Origin of the sequence: Rahnella ecdela (genome assembly GCF_019049625.1) — a bacterium.
Lineage (GTDB): Bacteria > Pseudomonadota > Gammaproteobacteria > Enterobacterales > Enterobacteriaceae > Rahnella > Rahnella ecdela.
The window spans coordinates 97854-114018 of sequence record NZ_JAFMOY010000126.1; the positions used below are offsets into that span (position 1 = coordinate 97854).

General features: G+C 53.3%; 19 protein-coding genes. 3 read left to right on the top strand and 16 right to left on the bottom strand.

Annotated elements, in window-relative coordinates; all coding sequences use genetic code 11:
• Positions 1-37 precede the first annotated feature (37 nt).
• The 8 genes from dagF to J1784_RS13060 all read right to left on the bottom strand — a co-directional run bounded on the left by dagF (position 38) and on the right by J1784_RS13060 (position 5587).
• Complete coding sequence (gene dagF / locus J1784_RS13025) at positions 38-778, bottom strand: 2-dehydro-3-deoxy-phosphogluconate aldolase (RefSeq protein WP_217149574.1); 741 nt, start codon at positions 776-778, stop codon at positions 38-40.
• Entirely contained in the window at positions 775-1902 is a 1128-nt protein-coding gene (locus J1784_RS13030) for a DgaE family pyridoxal phosphate-dependent ammonia lyase (RefSeq protein WP_217149575.1), read from the bottom strand. The genes dagF and J1784_RS13030 overlap by 4 nt, the downstream gene beginning before the upstream one ends.
• Entirely contained in the window at positions 1892-3025 is a 1134-nt protein-coding gene (locus J1784_RS13035; RefSeq protein ID WP_217149576.1) for an amidohydrolase/deacetylase family metallohydrolase, read from the bottom strand. Before J1784_RS13035 ends, J1784_RS13030 begins: the two co-directional genes overlap by 11 nt.
• Before the next feature lie 80 nt (positions 3026-3105).
• On the bottom strand, positions 3106-3753 hold the full coding sequence (locus J1784_RS13040) for a DUF4310 family protein (protein ID WP_217149577.1): 648 nt from the start codon (positions 3751-3753) through the stop codon (positions 3106-3108).
• 12 nt (positions 3754-3765) lie between these two features.
• Positions 3766-4542, bottom strand: coding sequence for a DUF4311 domain-containing protein (locus tag J1784_RS13045; protein WP_056776226.1), 777 nt, complete (start codon positions 4540-4542; stop codon positions 3766-3768).
• Positions 4543-4574: 32 nt separating this feature from the next.
• Positions 4575-4874, bottom strand: a complete 300-nt coding sequence (locus tag J1784_RS13050; RefSeq protein WP_047605601.1) for a DUF4312 family protein — start codon at positions 4872-4874, stop codon at positions 4575-4577.
• Positions 4874-5239, bottom strand: a complete 366-nt coding sequence (locus tag J1784_RS13055) for an SFCGS family glycine-rich protein (RefSeq protein ID WP_136377019.1) — start codon at positions 5237-5239, stop codon at positions 4874-4876. Before J1784_RS13055 ends, J1784_RS13050 begins: the two co-directional genes overlap by 1 nt.
• A gap of 42 nt (positions 5240-5281) precedes the next feature.
• Complete coding sequence (locus J1784_RS13060) at positions 5282-5587, bottom strand: PRD domain-containing protein (protein WP_217149676.1); 306 nt, start codon at positions 5585-5587, stop codon at positions 5282-5284.
• 443 nt (positions 5588-6030) lie between these two features.
• Between J1784_RS13060 and rnk the strand changes: the two genes are divergently transcribed.
• Entirely contained in the window at positions 6031-6441 is a 411-nt protein-coding gene (gene rnk, locus J1784_RS13065) for a nucleoside diphosphate kinase regulator (RefSeq protein ID WP_217149578.1), read from the top strand.
• Positions 6442-7125: 684 nt separating this feature from the next.
• Here rnk and cybC read toward each other — a convergent pair.
• Together cybC and pmbA are read right to left on the bottom strand one after the other, a co-directional pair.
• Positions 7126-7512 carry a cytochrome b562 gene (cybC, locus tag J1784_RS13070; RefSeq protein ID WP_217149579.1) on the bottom strand — a complete coding sequence of 129 codons (387 nt, stop codon included), beginning with the start codon at positions 7510-7512 and terminating at the stop codon, positions 7126-7128.
• A gap of 158 nt (positions 7513-7670) precedes the next feature.
• On the bottom strand, positions 7671-9011 hold the full coding sequence (pmbA, locus tag J1784_RS13075; RefSeq protein ID WP_217149580.1) for a metalloprotease PmbA: 1341 nt from the start codon (positions 9009-9011) through the stop codon (positions 7671-7673).
• Positions 9012-9238: 227 nt separating this feature from the next.
• Between pmbA and yjgA the strand changes: the two genes are divergently transcribed.
• A complete protein-coding gene (gene yjgA, locus J1784_RS13080; protein ID WP_217149581.1) occupies positions 9239-9790 on the top strand; it encodes a ribosome biogenesis factor YjgA in 552 nt (183 codons plus the stop codon).
• A 50-nt stretch (positions 9791-9840) separates the two neighbouring features.
• Here yjgA and J1784_RS13085 read toward each other — a convergent pair whose 3' ends face one another.
• From J1784_RS13085 to J1784_RS13095, 3 genes are all read right to left on the bottom strand, one after another.
• Positions 9841-10134: a barstar family protein gene (locus tag J1784_RS13085; RefSeq protein WP_217149677.1), complete on the bottom strand. Its 294-nt coding sequence runs from the start codon at positions 10132-10134 to the stop codon at positions 9841-9843.
• A gap of 5 nt (positions 10135-10139) precedes the next feature.
• Positions 10140-10589, bottom strand: coding sequence for a ribonuclease domain-containing protein (locus tag J1784_RS13090; protein WP_217149582.1), 450 nt, complete (start codon positions 10587-10589; stop codon positions 10140-10142).
• A gap of 90 nt (positions 10590-10679) precedes the next feature.
• Complete coding sequence (locus J1784_RS13095; protein WP_217149583.1) at positions 10680-12140, bottom strand: NAD-dependent succinate-semialdehyde dehydrogenase; 1461 nt, start codon at positions 12138-12140, stop codon at positions 10680-10682.
• Positions 12141-12325: 185 nt separating this feature from the next.
• Here J1784_RS13095 and J1784_RS13100 point away from each other — a divergent pair, with 185 nt between their 5' ends.
• Positions 12326-12907 (top strand): DapH/DapD/GlmU-related protein, encoded by a 582-nt coding sequence (locus J1784_RS13100; protein ID WP_217149584.1) that lies wholly within the window; start codon positions 12326-12328, stop codon positions 12905-12907.
• A 71-nt stretch (positions 12908-12978) separates the two neighbouring features.
• Here the strand turns inward: J1784_RS13100 and aaeB are convergent, their stop codons facing one another.
• Genes aaeB through aaeX form a run of 3 tightly spaced genes read right to left on the bottom strand, consistent with a single transcriptional unit; the run spans position 12979 to position 16094 of the window.
• The gene (gene aaeB, locus J1784_RS13105; protein WP_217149585.1) at positions 12979-14937 is read right to left on the bottom strand and encodes a p-hydroxybenzoic acid efflux pump subunit AaeB; all 1959 of its coding nucleotides are present in this window, start codon (positions 14935-14937) and stop codon (positions 12979-12981) included.
• A 10-nt stretch (positions 14938-14947) separates the two neighbouring features.
• Positions 14948-15883, bottom strand: a complete 936-nt coding sequence (gene aaeA / locus J1784_RS13110) for a p-hydroxybenzoic acid efflux pump subunit AaeA (RefSeq protein ID WP_217149586.1) — start codon at positions 15881-15883, stop codon at positions 14948-14950.
• A 7-nt stretch (positions 15884-15890) separates the two neighbouring features.
• Complete coding sequence (gene aaeX, locus J1784_RS13115) at positions 15891-16094, bottom strand: p-hydroxybenzoic acid efflux pump operon protein AaeX (RefSeq protein WP_120508338.1); 204 nt, start codon at positions 16092-16094, stop codon at positions 15891-15893.
• Positions 16095-16165: the final 71 nt, after the last annotated feature.

The following is a 16165-nucleotide window of genomic DNA, read 5'->3' on the forward strand; positions in this document are numbered from 1 at the left end:
GCGCAGACGGCTTACCGCGCAGGAAAGGTCAGAACCTTCAACCCACCAACTTTTTGACGCTGGCCAGCAGGGTTTTCACATCTTCAGGGCGGGTGTTGCCCGTCGCGCTGTCGATGATTGAGCTGTAGATATGCGGAATGATTTTGGTCACGCCCGCCGCCAGCGCGATTTCCATAATTGGCTCGAAGTTTTCTAAATCGATGCCGCCGGTCGGCTCCAGCCAGAAATCCTGTTCCGCACAGGCACGGGCCACCGCAGCAAATTCGTCACGGGTTTTCAGACCCCCCATCGGGAAATATTTCACCGAGCTGCCGCCCATGTCTTTGAGCAGCGCAATGGCGGTTTCCACCGGAACGATGGCGTCAGCACAAGCTGAACTCAGCGGGCCGGTATTGATCTTCACGAAGCCGACTTTACCGGTCGGAGAGATCAGACCGTTGACCACACTGTCGTTTTGCCCAAGCATTCCGCGGCTGGTACCCACGCCGGTGAAAACCTGATTCACGTGCTGCGGCTGAACCTGTGCAGAAATCTGGCTGACCATCAGCGACTGACGCGGATCCCCCGCACCCAGGCCAACGGACAACGCATTTTCGATGAGCGCCGCATATTCCTTCATGTCCGCAACGCCGCTTGCGACGTCGGAATAATTTTTGGAAAGCACACCGACCAGCACATGACCTTCTGCTGCTTCATAGATGTCACGGGCATTATCTTTCGAACCCGCCAGCACATTCAGGCACACACGATCACGGTAAAAATTCGGGGTCAGCTTCATGCTTTCTCTCCACTAAAAAGTTGTTTAAAACGATCTGCGACGATGGCGAGTTGCGGCGGCGTCACGCTGCGCACATCGACTTCAATCTTGCCTTCGTTGGCGCGGTAGCCCCGGAAATAAATGGCGATGTCGCCGTTTTTCATGGCATCGACAATGGCCTTGGTTTTCCAGCCAAGTACCGCTTCATCAAAAGTAATTTCCGTACGCGCGATATCGCGTCCGGCGCTGTCCCAGACCACGCGGCCTGTTACGCCGTTGATTTCATTGAGACTGGCGATAAATGGCGTCATCTTGTCGACCATTTCCTGCCCGGTGGTTTTCGGCAGTGTGATGTAGCTTTCGATGGCCTGCGTCAGACCGAGAATGCCTTCTTTGCCGACTTTCATCGCGCGACCAATTCCGCCCGATTGCAGTTTTACCCATTCGACGTAGTGTTTTTTGCCGAGCACCAGACCGCTGGTCGGCCCTTCGATAGCTTTCGCCCCGCTGTAAATCACCAGATCTGCGCCCATCTCGTAATAGCAGGACAGGTCTTCTTCAGCAGCCGCATCGACGATCAGCGGCAGATTGTGCGCACGCGCCACTTCGGCAGCTTCCGCAACCGACAGAATGCTTTTCTGCACGCTGTGATGGGATTTGATGTACAAAATGGCTGCTGTGCGCGGCGTGATGCAGGCAGCAAGCTGCGCGGCAGAACATTCATTGGCGTAACCGGCTTCCACCACTTTGCCGCCGCCCATCGTGACCATCGTCGCGACCGGCGCGCCGAAGTTCACGTTATGGCCTTTTGGCAACACAATATCGTGCGGAATTTCCAGCGGCGCGGCGTGCAGGTTTTCCAGCAACCAGGCGTCGTCTTTGACGATCACTGCCGCAACTGACTGCGCGATCCCGGCGGAAGCGCAGGAAACGACCACCGCGTTTTCGACGTTCAGCAGTTTAGCGATGTAAGCGCCGGTTTTGTTCACCAGATCTTTCATCTCAAAGAAATGATTCAGCCCGGTGTTCACCACTGCAGCCACTTCTTCACGCGGCGTCGACACACCCAGAATCGTCATGCGGCCTGAAGCATTAATAACTTGTTTTAACTGGTACTTTTCATACAAAGATTGTTCAGAAGACATGAGCAGATTTCCCTTCTTCAGTTAACAGGGTGACGCCCGCGACCACAGCGGCCAGAGGCACCAGCAAACTTTCGCCCTTCGCGGACTGTCCTTCGGAATCGACAAACACCTGCGGCGCAAAACGCTGCTCGAACAGGGTCAGATCGGCATCAGCGCCCACTTCCAGACGGCCTTTGGCAGGCAGGCGCAGCGCGTCAGCGGCGTGAGACGTCACGCAATCAATCACCTGCGGCAAGGTCATACCGACGCTAAAGAATTTAGACATCACCGTCGCCAGGCTATGCACCGGCCCGTTTATACGGTTGCGGCAATAAATATCGGAGCTGATGGTGTGCGGCAAAATGCCCTGTCTGATAGCCAGTTCCGCCACTTCAAAACTGAAACTCGCGGTGCCGTGACCGACATCCAGCAGCACGCCACGGCTCAGCGCTCGTTTAATGGAATCGCGCAGCACGCCTTGTGGCGAGAGAATGCGGTTCGGCTTGCCGTTGTAGCAGTGGGTAATAATGTCACCGGAGGTCAGCAAATCTGCGATCTCATCGAGGTTCGGCGGGTTATTACCAATATGCACCATCAGCGGCAGGTCATCGTTTTCCTGCTGAATTTCTTTGGCGCGCACCAGCGGCCTGATACCGTTCTGGCCGACCACGCTGCTGCTCATGCGCGCTTTAATGCCGATGATAAAACCAGGATTTCGCGCGATGGCATCACGCACACCGACTTTGTCTATCTGCGTCATATCCGCCAGTTCGTTCTGCGTGACAATGCCGGTGCGGGCGATATTGAGAAACGCGTAGACGTTGGTTTTCGCCGTACGGGTAATCTGATAGAAATCGTCGACATCATTCGCGCCGGTGCTGCCGGCATCTGCGACGGTGGTGACACCGCAGGCCACGCCAATCAGGTCGGCGTCGTCATGATAAATCGGCGATTTTGGATAACAGTGAACGTGGGAGTCGATCCAGCCTGCGCTGGCATAAACTTTGCCCTGAAGATCAAGAGTCTGGCGGGCAGTCGCATCGGCTGCCAGAGTGCCAATGGCGGCGAATTTGCCGCCCTGAATTGCAATATCAGTCAGGCTGCCGTCTGTGCGTAATGCCTGCCGGATGATTAAGTCATACATACGACGTTCTCCATAATCTCGGGCGTCAGGAGTGTTCCCGACGCCCGTTTTACTGCTGATTTTCTTCTATGCTGCTGTTCTTACAATGAAACCGGGAAGATAGCGCCCAGGATCATGGCACCGAGGATCGCACCACCGGTGATTGGCTTCTGCCACAGATAGAAACCCAGTGCGCCAAGCAATGATCCCAGACCGATTGGAATCGATGCCGCCATGGCGGACAGGATAATCAACGGCCCGAGAAAACGGCCGGAGGCATTACCCGCACCCATCATCACGTCAGCGCCGTAGGTCGAGTTGCTCTGGTTGATGGTGAATTTGCGTGCCAGAACGATGATGTAACCGACGGCTAAACCGAGGATCAGGCCGGTCACCAGTGAAGCTGCGAAGTTCGCCACCGGGAAGATAATCCCTGCGCCGAGCAGCAGCGCCGGGACGCCCAGACCAATACCGGTCTGGATGGCACCGCCGATGTCGAGAATACCGACCAGTGAACCTTCGATGATGCGGGCAAACAGGAAGCTGGCACCGAAGGCCGCGACTGCGCCATACACGCCTGTGTCCATGCCGGAACGCAACATCGACACAAATGCCACTTCGTTAAACGCGCCGATGCCGTACAGGTAATACATGTGTGTTCCGGCGAACACGCCTGAAGACAGCAGTCCGACAAAAATCGGGAACGACCACTCGGCGTACCAGAAACCACGTTTGGCTTGTTCTTCCATTGTCATGCTCCCTTACTTACCGCTGAGTGAGTTGTGAATGCCGTTCAGCCATGTCGGGACGTCCAGCATGAATGACTGCAACAGTTTGACGTCGAAACCACGGAAGAAACCGCTGAGGACGAATAGCGCGATAATCGCCGCCATCATCACTTTGGTCACATGGTTCCAGCCGCTTTCTTCGACGCCTTTACCGATCAGAATACCCAGCACCAGACCCGGTACGGCGTTACCCATGATCATCTGCGCCAGACCGCCAAAGATGGTGGCCCAGAAACCGGAACGACGTCCTGCATCAATCGCCGCCAGCCAGAAAATCACTGGCATAACAGTGTTCACCAGCAGATTTGCTGCCGGTACCAGCACTTTAATCGCGGTAACCTGCAACGCCGGAGGAACGGCTGACGCGGTGGTGTTGAGGAACGCCACCACAATCATGCCGATGATGCCGCCTGCAATCGCCATCTTGCGCGGGTCATGCATGGTTTCAGCGACATTGCGGTTTTTGAACATCAGCGCCGCGGTCGCCCAGTGAGGGATGATGCGGTGGTCAACGTCCTGCGTGAAGGAACCTGCTGCAACGGAAGATGCCCAGGCGTTGAAGAAGAAGCCCAGACCAAAAGAGAAATGCGAAGCCGGATCGCCTTCACAGGAGTTTAATTCCCCAAGAGTACGAAAAGCCCCCATCCCTTGCACGGTAGGCGCATGGAACATACGTGCGGCACCCGCACCTACGCCCACGCCAACCAGTCCGCCGATAATAAGCGACTTAAATAAAATAATTAAAAACATCAGTATATCCTTGTCATTTATAGCTAACGTTTTTATTTCGTGACAAAAACTACCTGTTCCGTATTAATAACAGTCAGGTTGACGGTAATGTCTAGCGCCACGTAATAACTCTTTCTTTCCCTGGCCAGAAAAAAGAACAGAAACTTTTCTCTTTTTACTGACTCTTCAGCCTTTATTACCTTGACGTCCTGCGGTTCAATACGCAGCAAGACATTATTGGCGGAAGATTTGAGAACCGTTCTCTGAACCTGACTCAGTGCGGAAGAAAAGGCGGCAGCCTTATTTTCGCCTTTTCCTTCAACCCGAACCGTCGTGGTTAATTGTTGCTTCATTACGCCTGACCATACTTCTTGTTATAAGCTTCAACCAGACGCTGACCCAGTTCTTCTTTATCCATAAATCCGAACCCTAATACCAGACAGCCTTCGTTAATTGCCGTGACGCCTTCATCCACTGAACGCATCCCGTACTTGGCTTTATATCCATATTTATTTTGTGCGGTAATCGCACCTGCGCCGCCACTGCCGCAGAAAGAAATACCTAAACTGGCACCTTCTGCTTTCATCACGTCGCCGAGTTTCATATCTGCTGCCATACCTGGGACAACAATGGCTCTTCCGCCAGCCGCTTCCACGCCTGCCGCCACTTTCTGGCCTTTACCTAAACGGTCGCCGATCACAACTAATACTTGTCCCATAATTCACATCTCCAGATTAATTAATTCACTAAATTCTAAAATTTATTTCGGTTCGTTGTCTCTTGCGACTTCAAAATGCACCGAGAGCAAATACGCTTCCTCAATCGGCAAATTCCCGAACCAGCTGACCACTTCTTCTGCCATTTGCATAGATTCGGCAGAAATTTCATCAAATAAATCTTTCTCGACTTCAGGTAACGGCTCGCCGGTAATGGAGCGTAATACCATGGCTTTTACGTGAGACGTTAACATTTGCAACTGAACATCTGTGGTGTAGATATTCTTCGCGCTTTGCATTGTCTGAATATCTTTTAAAACTTGCTCTGTTATCGCCGGTGCATTTTTCATTTCAATCTGCCCGGTTCCGTTCACAGATGCGATTGCGTTATTCACTCGCGATTACCTCTCTCCTTACCTGACTCACTATTTCAGCCGTTTATTTCGTCTGTCTTTACCCTAACCCTGGGGAGATTTCCTGTGTAGTGGGTCTTTTTCCAGTTCGAAGTGGAAATACGATGAGCTGAGCAGATCCAATTCGCAAAACGAAAAGTTAAGTCGCCATATCACTGAATATTGCCGTCTGTAGCAGCGTATTTCACTGGTAATCGGAATTTTCGCAATGCGGATTAATTCCCTCACAACGCTTTCATTTCCGCTAAAGAGTGCCTAGTATCAAAGAACACATGCAAATCACTGACACCCCTGCGTTAACCCGCGGGGGTGTTATTTTTTGCCGACCGGCACCCCACTCGCATGAAGCGGGTGATGCAAAAGGAACCATGGAGAATGTTATGAGTAAACCGACACTGATCATCAATGAACTTGACGCAGAACGCCTGGACACACTGCTGGCACAACCGGCTTTTGCCAACAGCCCGGTCGCCGACGCACTGAATGAAGAGTTGGATCGCGCAGAGATTTTGCCGCCCGAGCAAATCCCGGCCGACGTGGTTACGATGAACAGCAAGGTTCGCTTTACTGAAGGTAAAGAAGGCGAAGAACACATCCGCACGCTGGTGTATCCGGCAGCGCTGAAAGACAGCAACGAGCAGTTGTCTGTGATGGCACCGCTGGGAGCCGCTTTGCTTGGACTGCGCACAGGTGGAAGCATCACGTGGGAAATGCCGAATGGCGAACAAAGCCACATCACCGTGCTGGAGTTGTTGTTTCAGCCGGAGGCAGCAGGGGAACTGAGAAGTTAAGATTTTTTTGCAGAGGCCGCTGCAATGGCGGCTTTACTGAAGAATCAGAAAGTTTCGGTTTCTCATATGCAGAAGCCGCTGTACTGCTTTACTAAAGACCGCGAACATTTCGGTTTCTCACCTGTGGTAATCTCTTAACGTGCTGCGCCGAAACCGCCCAAGAGGGAGAAGTGCTTTCTCCCTCTTGGATCTCCCTCCGCTTTTTTACTGCGCGCTATCGCTGGTACAACGAACATGTTCTACTGCATAGGTCAGTGGCGCAAAATGTCATCGCTGCGCGATTCCCTCATTTCAGGCTTCGATCCATAGGTCTCGAACCATTCATTCGGTGCCATTTTTGAGCGCGCCAATAAACTTATCTAAAAGATGCAAACAATCTGCCGTTGAATTTAAGATCCTACGGGCGATTCAGAAATCTTGCTGAGTGAGAGGTTGCAGACCTCAGGCTGCAATCCCGAAAGGAAGGCACCGCGCAGCGGCAAGATTTCCAGCCTGTCGCGGTGGTATCTGAAACATAGTCAGCGAGCGGAGCGCGCAGTTTAAGACGTAGAGATTCCAAAGAGGGCTCGTCTTAGCCCTCTTTGGTCGGTTTCGGCGCGAGAGGCCGAGTGATCACTGCGATTGAGAAACCGAAATTTTCACCGCTCTCAGCATCGAGAAGCCGCCTAAGCAGCAGCCATATGCTTACTTAAACTTCTTATGATTCTCGTTCCGCGTCGCTTTAAACCCTTCGGCTTCTTTCTTCGCTTCATCTACCTTGCCCGCTTTGGCTAAAGCCGAGGCCTTGTCAATCTGCCCGATCAACGTATCCAACCCTTTGTGGTAATCCTGCATTTCCGGGCTGTCCGGCGCTTTGCCTTTAAGTTTCGGCGGGGTGGCTTTTTTCGCATCTTCCGCCGCGGCTTTCATATTCGCCAGACTGGTTGTCAGTTCGGTCTGATCGCTGGTTTTCAGCACTTTACTGTAGTTATCAGAAATCGTATCCATGTCAGATTCTAAATCTGCCGCCAGTGCCGCCGTGCTGCTTCCGAGCATTGCGACTACCGCTAACGCCATCAGTTGTTTACGCATAATCTTTCTCTCTATTGTTATTTATTTGTTAGTTAAAACGACATTGCTTGTAAGGCTTTATAAAAATAGGCTGAGAGAGGGGAAAACGGGATGAATTTTTTGTAAAGAATGGTAGCAAAATGACAAGCAGCGACCGGGCGATCGCTGCTTCAGAAGGATTATTCTCCGGCGATTTTCATTGCCGGTAACAGCACGGAACCGCACTGAATGTTGCTGCGGGTTTCAATATCACTGCCGATAGCAACCATATTGCGCCACATGTCCTTCAGATTACCGGCGATAGTGATTTCGCTCACCGGATACTGAATTTCGCCGTTCTCGACCCAGAAACCCGCCGCACCGCGCGAGTAATCACCGGTCACGCCGCTGACGCCCTGCCCCATCAGTTCGGTCACCACCAGGCCTTTGTCGAGCTTACGCAACATCCCCGCGAAATCATCACCCTGACCGGCGATGCGCCAGTTGTGGATGCCGCCCGCGTGGCCGGTGGTTTGCAGACCGAGTTTACGCGCGGAATAGCAGGTCATCAGCCAGTTTTGCAAGATGCCGTCTTTGACGATATCGCGGCGCTCAGTGCGCACACCTTCGCTGTCAAACGGCGTCGACGCCAGCCCCTGCAACAGGTGCGGATGTTCTTCGATGGTCAGCCACTCTGGCAGAATTTGCTTGCCGAGACTGTCGAGCAGGAAGGAGGATTTACGGTAAATGCTGCCGCCGCTGATCGCCCCCACCAGATGGCCGAACAAGCCGGTCGCCACTTCGGAAGCGAACAAAACCGGTGCCTGCATGGTCGGTAGTTTGCGCGGTGCCAGACGTGACAATGTGCGGCGTGCGCACTCTGCACCGACCCATTCCGGGTCTTTCAGGTCGCTCATTTTACGGGCGATGGAATAGGCGTAATCACGTTCCATGTCGCCTTCGTGTTCAGCAATCACTGACGCGGAAATCGAATGGCGCGTCGAGCAGTAGCTCTGCAACATGCCGTGGCTGTTGCCGAAAACGCGGATGCCGTAATGGCTGTTGAAACTGCCGCCTTCGGTGTTGGTGATGCGTTTGTCGGCCTGCAACGCGGCCTGTTCTGCACGGGCGGCCAGTTCGATACTGCGATCCGGATCCAGCTCTTCCGGATGGAATAAATCCAGATCCGGCGCGTCAAACGCCAACATCTCTTTATCGGCTACGCCCGCGAACGGATCCGGCGACGTATAACGGGCGATATCCAGCGCGGCCTGCACGGTACGGGAAATGGCATCCGGGCTTAAATCGGTAGAAGACGCGCTGCCTTTACGGTTCTGATAATAAACGGTGATGCCCAGTGCGCCGTCGCTGTTGAATTCCACGTTCTCGACTTCGCCAAAACGGGTGCTGACGCCGATACCGGTGGTTTTGCTGACTGCCACTTCTGCGGCATCTGAACCCGCTTTCGCCAGTTCCAGAGCCTGAGATACGGCCTGTTCCAGAGTTTTACGCTGCTGCGCTACTTGATTCACTACGTTCATCGGCATGTCATCGCTTATGAGATAAAAGGGATTGTTCTACACTGGTATTGAGAAACTAATACCTTTGAGTCTAACAGAGACTCGCCACAATTTCGCATTCACTCCGGCGTTGTTGTGCCCAAAGTTGCAACAGAACATGGATGTATGCCGCATAACCCTGCATAATGCCGCCAAAGCAATAAAGCACAATCAAACTGACAGGATTACCTCGTTAAGAGGAAGCGCCCATGACAAAGAAAATTGACGACTGGCACGATGACGTTCCCGAGACCAACGAGAACGAAGATGAAGAAGAAATCATCTGGGTCAGTAAAAGTGAAATCAAACGTGACGCCGAGGCGCTGAAAGATCTCGGTGCAGAAATGGTGGATCTGGGTAAAAACTCGCTGGACAAACTGCCGCTGGATGAAGATCTGCGTGCTGCTATCGACTTATGCCAGAAGATCAAGAAAGAAGGCCGTCGTCGTCAGATGCAGCTGATCGGTAAAATGCTGCGTTCCCGCGATGTGGAGCCGATCGAAACCGCGCTGGATAAGCTGAAAAACCGCCACAACCAGCAAGTTTCGCTGTTCCATAAACTGGAAATGCTGCGTGACCGTCTGGTTGAGGAAGGTGATGATGCAGTGCCAACCGTGCTGGATCTTTACCCGGAAGCCGACCGCCAGCAACTGCGTGCGCTGATCCGCAACGCACAGAAAGAGAAAGCGGCGAACAAACAGCCAAAATCTTACCGCCAGATTTTCCAGTATCTGCGCGAACTGGCTGAAGGCCAGGACTAAAAAACAAAAACCCGCCCTTTTACTTAACAAAATTGGCGGGTTTTTTCTTTTCAGCCTTTGGCTTTCGCTGCCGGTTTATCCAGCAGATTCAGCCGCAGATCCCCTTCCAGCTCTTCTTCTGCTTCTTCAAACAGCAAAATCAGCGCGCCGAAACGTCGCTTACGGCTGGCATTCAGGTTAATGAAATCTATCTCAACCGGCAGCGCTATCCCGCCTGTTACCTCATCCCAGAGTGCATCCAGATTCGCGCCAAAGCTGTCGCTCAGTTCAAACTGACGGACAAACTCGGCGTAGAATGCGGGTAAATCCGGGATGTGATTAAAATCGAAGCTCACTTTATTCATCGACATTACTCCACCCGAACGAAGTTCTGATAATGGTCTTTACTGACGTAAATCGGTCCGTCGCTGGCAAACAGCACGCGGTCTGCACCACGGCGGCCACAGCGATAGTTGATATCTGCCTCACGCCAAACCCGTTTATTTGCCGATGGCAGACGACCTTCCCGGTTGGAGAACCGGTCGCCGCCAATGGCTTTTCCTGGCAGTACATCACACAGGTTGCCGGAACGCGCATCCCAACCCGCTTCGCGCGCCTTTTTCTTGGTGATGTAATTGTCAGGCAGTCTGTGATTCTGGCGCAAATAGCTCACCACGGCTTGCTCATCCGTGCCAGCAACGATTGTGCCCTGCTTGTATGTCGATTTCGCGACAACGTGCCCGGCCACACCGGAAAGCCCCAGAATTACCGCGACGGCTATCCTCATTTTGCGCGAACGCAGCCAGTTAAATACCTTCATTGACGTCCCTTTTTTGTAGCCAGATAGCGGTCCCAAAATGAATCTGTTCCTGTTTATTGTTTCTTAAAAAGCGACATCTGGAAAGCGGGCTTACAGATTTCCTAAATGCAACGTTTTCACTTGCAGGTATTCTTCCAGCCCCAGTACCGAACCTTCGCGCCCCAGACCGGATTCTTTCACTCCGCCGAACGGCGCGGCCTCGTTGGAAATCGCACATTCGTTAATACCGATCATACCGCTCTCAATCGCATCCGCGACGCGGAAAACACGTTGCAGATTCTGGCTATAGAAATACGCCGCCAGCCCGAAAGGCGTGTCGTTGGCGCGTTTAATCACTTCCTCTTCTGTTTTGAATCGGAAACAAGCCGCCAGCGGACCAAAGGTTTCTTCGTGCGCGACTTTCATGTCGTCAGTGGCATCGATGATGACCGTGGGCTGGAAGAAGTTACCGCCGAGCTTATGCCGCTCACCGCCTTCCAGCAGTTTCGCGCCTTTCTCCAGCGCGTCCTTAACATGCTCTTCAACCTTCTCCAGACCTTTGATGTCGATCAGCGGCCCGACAATCACGCCTTCGTCCATACCATTGCCGACTTTCAGCTTGCGCACTTCGTCGGCCAGGCGCGAGGTGAACGCCTCGTAAACGCCGTCCTGTACATAAATGCGGTTGATACACACGCAGACCTGTCCGGTGTTCCTGAATTTACAGGTGATGGCGCCTTTCACGGCGGCTTCGATATCCGCATCATCAAACACGATATACGGCGCGTTCCCGCCAAGTTCCATCGACACTTTTTTCATGGTGTCGGCGCTGTTGCGTACCAGCGTTTTACCGATGGCGGTCGAGCCGGTAAACGACACTTTGCGCACCGCATCGCTTGCCATAATCACTTCGCTGATGGCGCTCGTGTCACCTGCCACGCCGTTGATCACCCCGTCCGGCACGCCTGCGTCTTTCGCCAGCTGCAACAGAGCAAACGCCGAGAGCGGCGTATTACTGGCTGGCTTGATAAGACCGGTACAACCGGCTGCCAGCGCCGGACCGAGTTTGCGGGTCAGCATCGCCAGCGGGAAATTCCACGGCGTGATGGCCGCGACAACGCCGACCGGTTCACGGGTGGCGAGAATTCGTGAACCGGATTTGGCCGGAGGAATGATTTCACCGTTGGCGCGTTTGGCCTCTTCGCTGAACCATTGCAGATAGCTGGCGGCGTAATCGACTTCACCCAGCGCCTCTTTTAGCGGCTTGCCTTGTTCGGCCACCATCAGCTCGCCAAGGAATTGTTTGTTTTCCAGCATCAGTTCATACCAGCGGTGCAAAATTTCGGAACGTTCTTTTGCCGTCGTTTTGCGCCATGCAGGAAACGCATCACTGGCAGCTTTGACCGCAGCTTCTGTTTCCGCTTTTCCTGCTTTGGCGACTTTGGCGACCACATCGCCGGTCGCCGGATCCAGAACATCAAAGGTATCTTTCGCTTCGAGCCATTCTCCGCCGACAAAATAGCCGGTTTTGAATAAAGGATGCGCCGAGAGTTTATGAGGTTGGGCTGACATGAGGATCCTCCTGATTTAAGCCGTTTTAAGCAGTCTGTTAAATAAGTATAGCGGCTTGAGAGGAAGCGTCTGTCAGACAGCACTGAGAGACACAGATCGCAAAGTGAATTGTCATACGTTCACAATTTCACCCTCACTCAGTAAACTGCGGGGAACTCCACCCCATTTTTACAAAGGAAGAAGGCATGTCGACGCGCGAGAAAATGAATATCGGTGAACTGTATACAGACATGGGCGAAGGATTGCCGGAGGAACGGCGTGACGGCAAAGAGCGGGTGTACGATTACAATCTCACCCGTCCTTCGGAAGAAGAACAGCGCCAGCAGTTGCTAAAAGCAATCATGGGGAGCCTCGGCAAATCCTGCTGGATAGAGCCGCCGCTGCGTGTGGCCTATGGCACGCATATTCATATCGGCAATCACTTTTACGCCAACTTCAATCTTACGGTGGTGGATGACGCTACCGTCACCATCGGTGATAACGTGATGTTCGCGCCGAACGTGACGCTGGCGACGGCCGGTCACCCGATCGACCCTGAAATCCGCGCGACCGGACAACAGTTTTCCCTGCCGATTGTCATTGAAGATAATGTCTGGCTGGGCACTGGTGTGATGGTGAATCCGGGCGTGACCATCGGGCGCAACAGCGTGGTGGGTGCGGGCAGCGTGGTGACAAAATCCATTCCTGCCAACGTGGTGGCGACGGGCGTACCTTGCCGTGTAATGCGTCCGATCACCGCCGCCGACCGCGAAACCTTCATGAAATAATGCGCGGAGTTTGGCGTTAAAATAAAAAAAGCCGGTGCATTTAAACACCGGCCTTTCTTTTTTGCGGGCAGTTACGCCACAAATGAATGCTGATAACGATGGAGCATTTCGGTCAGACGCCGCACCGGTTCGGTTACTTTCAGTGGCGCATCGTAATCGACCAGCTTTTGCTGATACTCGCTCAGCTCTTTCAGCAGCCGCTGATAATAGTAAGTCCGCTTGCCTTCGCCCGATGCCGATACCACGTGATCTGCCGTGTTACGGATTTTCTTGTGGAAAGCTGACAGCTCATCATTCACCGGCACTTCAGCGAGTTTCATGCGCTGATGAGCGATGATCAGCATCAGCGCCAGACGGTATTTGCCGATGTCATTCGGAAACATCACCAGCAGCTGATTGAGCTGATGATAAAGCGCTGGAAGATGGTTTTCACGACGGCGGTACGCTTTAGTGGTTAGCGCCGACACCGCGCTGCTCATAAAGCGGTTCAGCAGCGTACGGCCGGTTTTATCACGAGACTTATCGCGAATAATCAGCAATACCGCCATCGCGATCACCGTACCAATCGCCTGCCCCAGCGCGTTATCGAGAAACGATGTTACGTTGAATTTCATAGGGTTACTGAGCACCAAAATATTGATGGTACCCGCCAGCAGACCGAGCATCCCGAGACGGCGCTTGGTGACTTCAATACCGATAAAGAAGGTGAAAATGCCCAGCATCAGACATAGCAGGAACAGACTTTGCTGCGTTGAAGGCATGATCAGCATGAACATTATCGAGCCGACCGGGATCGCCAGTAACATGCCGACGATAAAGTCCATCGCCATGCCTTTCGGGTTCGGGGTACGCATCGCCAGCGAGGTCACCACGGCGATGATAATCACGCAGCCGCTGGCCGACGTCCAGCCGGTCCACAGCCACATCAGGCAACCGATCGCGGTCGCGGTAAACGTGCGCAGGCCGTTGATCAAGGCATGATGCCGCTCTGCTGACAGCGGACGTACCACCACTTCACCATCCAGCACGCCGCTTTCAATACTGCTGATGCTGCTGTTGGTCTGAACACCTTTCATCAGCAACAGCGCGCGGGTTCCGGCACCGGTCCATGCGCTGAGCGTCACCAGCACATTATCGCTGTGTGTGCCGGTAATAATTTGTCGCAACTGTTTCAGGCGGCGGTGAACATCCGCAACGGTTTCTGCCGGTTCAGCAAACAGCGCTCTGAGCTCAGGAGAAATCCTCTCCGGTGTGTCCTGCATAATCAGGTAAGTTTCACAGGCCTGCGTGATCATACTCAGCGAGGTGCTGTGCAGGGCTTTCAGACGCTGATTGCAACGCTGCCAGCGCGAGGATTCCATCATCAGACTGCCGCGCATCCCGTTCAGTGCGGTGGTACTTTTCACCAGGTTATTCCAGGACTTATCGATGTCTTCCTTCGTTCCGATATTCACGCAAATCCGCATCAGCTCAAACTGATCTAACATCAGCTGACTGACGGCGCGGTCGATATCTTTTTTGATAGAACGGGGAGAAAACAGCAGGTCAGCCACAATGGCGCAGCAAATTCCGATAACGATTTCACTACAACGCTCAACGGCAAACTGCGGTGTCTGCAATGGCGCACTGGCAGAAGTCACTACAATAATCAGCGCAGTATAACCGGCCAGACCCAGCGCATAAGAGTTCTCAATGCGCACCAGCGAAGACCACCAGGTGCAGACGCCTGCCCAGATGCAGCACAAAAGCAGCATCACAACCGGCGCACGGGCGGTGGAAATAACAATCACCAGCGCGGCGATACAGCCAATAAACGTCCCGATAACACGCAGGAACCCGCGGTGACGAATAGCACCGGCGAAGGGCTCACCACCCGCCACCAGCGCAGGGCCGGAGGTCACGATGGCCGCAGTCATGGCTGACCAGCGCGGCGTCTCGAGTTGCAGATAGAACCCGAGAACCAGAGCGCCGAGGATCGCGAATGTCAGCTTGCAGGCAAAACGTATGCGCGGGATAAGTACGCTATTCATCTTTCCGGCCTTAGCCAAATTCTCGCAGGCGATGCAGGAGGCGAAGGAACGGAGAACCTTCATCTTGTTTACGGTCATGCTGACCGGTGATAACAACGGTCGCGGTCGTCCCCGCCGGATAAGGATGTTGCTGGTCTTCATCATCGAGCAGGATTTTCACCGGCACGCGCTGTGCCAGACGCACCCATTCGAGGTTGCTGTCGATGGTCGCCAGACCGTTGGTCGCGGCGGACGAAGAACTGTTAGTGACCGCAGCAGCCACGCTGTCAACGGTACCGTGCATGATACGGTTGCTGCCCAGCGGGGTGATTTCGGCACGGTCGCCTTTATTCAGACCCGGCAGTTTGGTTTCTTCCAGATAGGCGAGAATATAGAAGGAATTTTTCTTCACCAGCGCTACGGCGGTCGAACCACGATTGATGTAGTTACCCGGATGTACGGTGAGGTTAGTGACCCAGCCGTCAGCAGGCGCGACAACCACGGTACGTTCGAGATCTAGCACAGCCAGATCGCGTGCCGCCTGTGCTTTTGCCAGCTGATGTTCAGCAGTTTGCAGCACGTTGTTGGCCTGATCAATTTCTTCCTGAGACATGGCCTGCACGCCCAGTTTGACACGGCGTCCGGCTTCACGTTTTTTCTCAGCGGCCAGTGCCTGATAATACGCGACGTCAGCATTCGCTTCGTCCAGAGCCTGCTGATAGCGCGGCTGGTCGATTTTGAACAATATCTGACCTTTCTTCACCAGCTGGTTATCAATCACCGGCACATCGGTGATCAGACCGGTGACATCGGGTGCAATAGACACTACGTCAGCGGTAAATTTGGCATCACGGGTCCACGGCGATTCGGTATAGAACGCCCAGGCTTTGAAAATTGCGATGACAGCCAGCACGACCAGAATCAACGTTATTGCATAACGTATTATTTTTATAGAGAAATTTTTCACAACGCCCTCAGACGAACAAGCAGGAGATCAGGTAGAAAAGACAGCAGTACAAAGCTGTGTTGAACAACGCCGGATGCCAGACAAAGTCATAAATACCGGTGGGCTGTAAAACGCGTCGCAGCAGGAAAAATACGACCAGCGCCAGCAGTATTTCAAAAAACACCGGAGGAAACGACAATCCGAAAATCACCATTACCGGAAGCAAACTCATCAAAAAATCCTTACATTATCACCAGGAACGGCATTACGACGGTCAGTTTAGCCACGGGTAAACGCTCTTTT

Coding starts and splice junctions, on each gene's coding strand:
- dagF (WP_217149574.1), bottom strand. CDS start 778: ATGAAGCTGACCCCGAATTTTTACCGTGATCGTGTGTGCCTGAATGTG.
- J1784_RS13030 (WP_217149575.1), bottom strand. CDS start 1,902: ATGTCTTCTGAACAATCTTTGTATGAAAAGTACCAGTTAAAACAAGTT.
- J1784_RS13035 (WP_217149576.1), bottom strand. CDS start 3,025: ATGTATGACTTAATCATCCGGCAGGCATTACGCACAGACGGCAGCCTG.
- J1784_RS13040 (WP_217149577.1), bottom strand. CDS start 3,753: ATGGAAGAACAAGCCAAACGTGGTTTCTGGTACGCCGAGTGGTCGTTC.
- J1784_RS13045 (WP_056776226.1), bottom strand. CDS start 4,542: ATGTTTTTAATTATTTTATTTAAGTCGCTTATTATCGGCGGACTGGTT.
- J1784_RS13050 (WP_047605601.1), bottom strand. CDS start 4,874: ATGAAGCAACAATTAACCACGACGGTTCGGGTTGAAGGAAAAGGCGAA.
- J1784_RS13055 (WP_136377019.1), bottom strand. CDS start 5,239: ATGGGACAAGTATTAGTTGTGATCGGCGACCGTTTAGGTAAAGGCCAG.
- J1784_RS13060 (WP_217149676.1), bottom strand. CDS start 5,587: ATGAAAAATGCACCGGCGATAACAGAGCAAGTTTTAAAAGATATTCAG.
- rnk (WP_217149578.1), top strand. CDS start 6,031: ATGAGTAAACCGACACTGATCATCAATGAACTTGACGCAGAACGCCTG.
- cybC (WP_217149579.1), bottom strand. CDS start 7,512: ATGCGTAAACAACTGATGGCGTTAGCGGTAGTCGCAATGCTCGGAAGC.
- pmbA (WP_217149580.1), bottom strand. CDS start 9,011: ATGAACGTAGTGAATCAAGTAGCGCAGCAGCGTAAAACTCTGGAACAG.
- yjgA (WP_217149581.1), top strand. CDS start 9,239: ATGACAAAGAAAATTGACGACTGGCACGATGACGTTCCCGAGACCAAC.
- J1784_RS13085 (WP_217149677.1), bottom strand. CDS start 10,134: ATGAATAAAGTGAGCTTCGATTTTAATCACATCCCGGATTTACCCGCA.
- J1784_RS13090 (WP_217149582.1), bottom strand. CDS start 10,589: ATGAAGGTATTTAACTGGCTGCGTTCGCGCAAAATGAGGATAGCCGTC.
- J1784_RS13095 (WP_217149583.1), bottom strand. CDS start 12,140: ATGTCAGCCCAACCTCATAAACTCTCGGCGCATCCTTTATTCAAAACC.
- J1784_RS13100 (WP_217149584.1), top strand. CDS start 12,326: ATGTCGACGCGCGAGAAAATGAATATCGGTGAACTGTATACAGACATG.
- aaeB (WP_217149585.1), bottom strand. CDS start 14,937: ATGAATAGCGTACTTATCCCGCGCATACGTTTTGCCTGCAAGCTGACA.
- aaeX (WP_120508338.1), bottom strand. CDS start 16,094: ATGAGTTTGCTTCCGGTAATGGTGATTTTCGGATTGTCGTTTCCTCCG.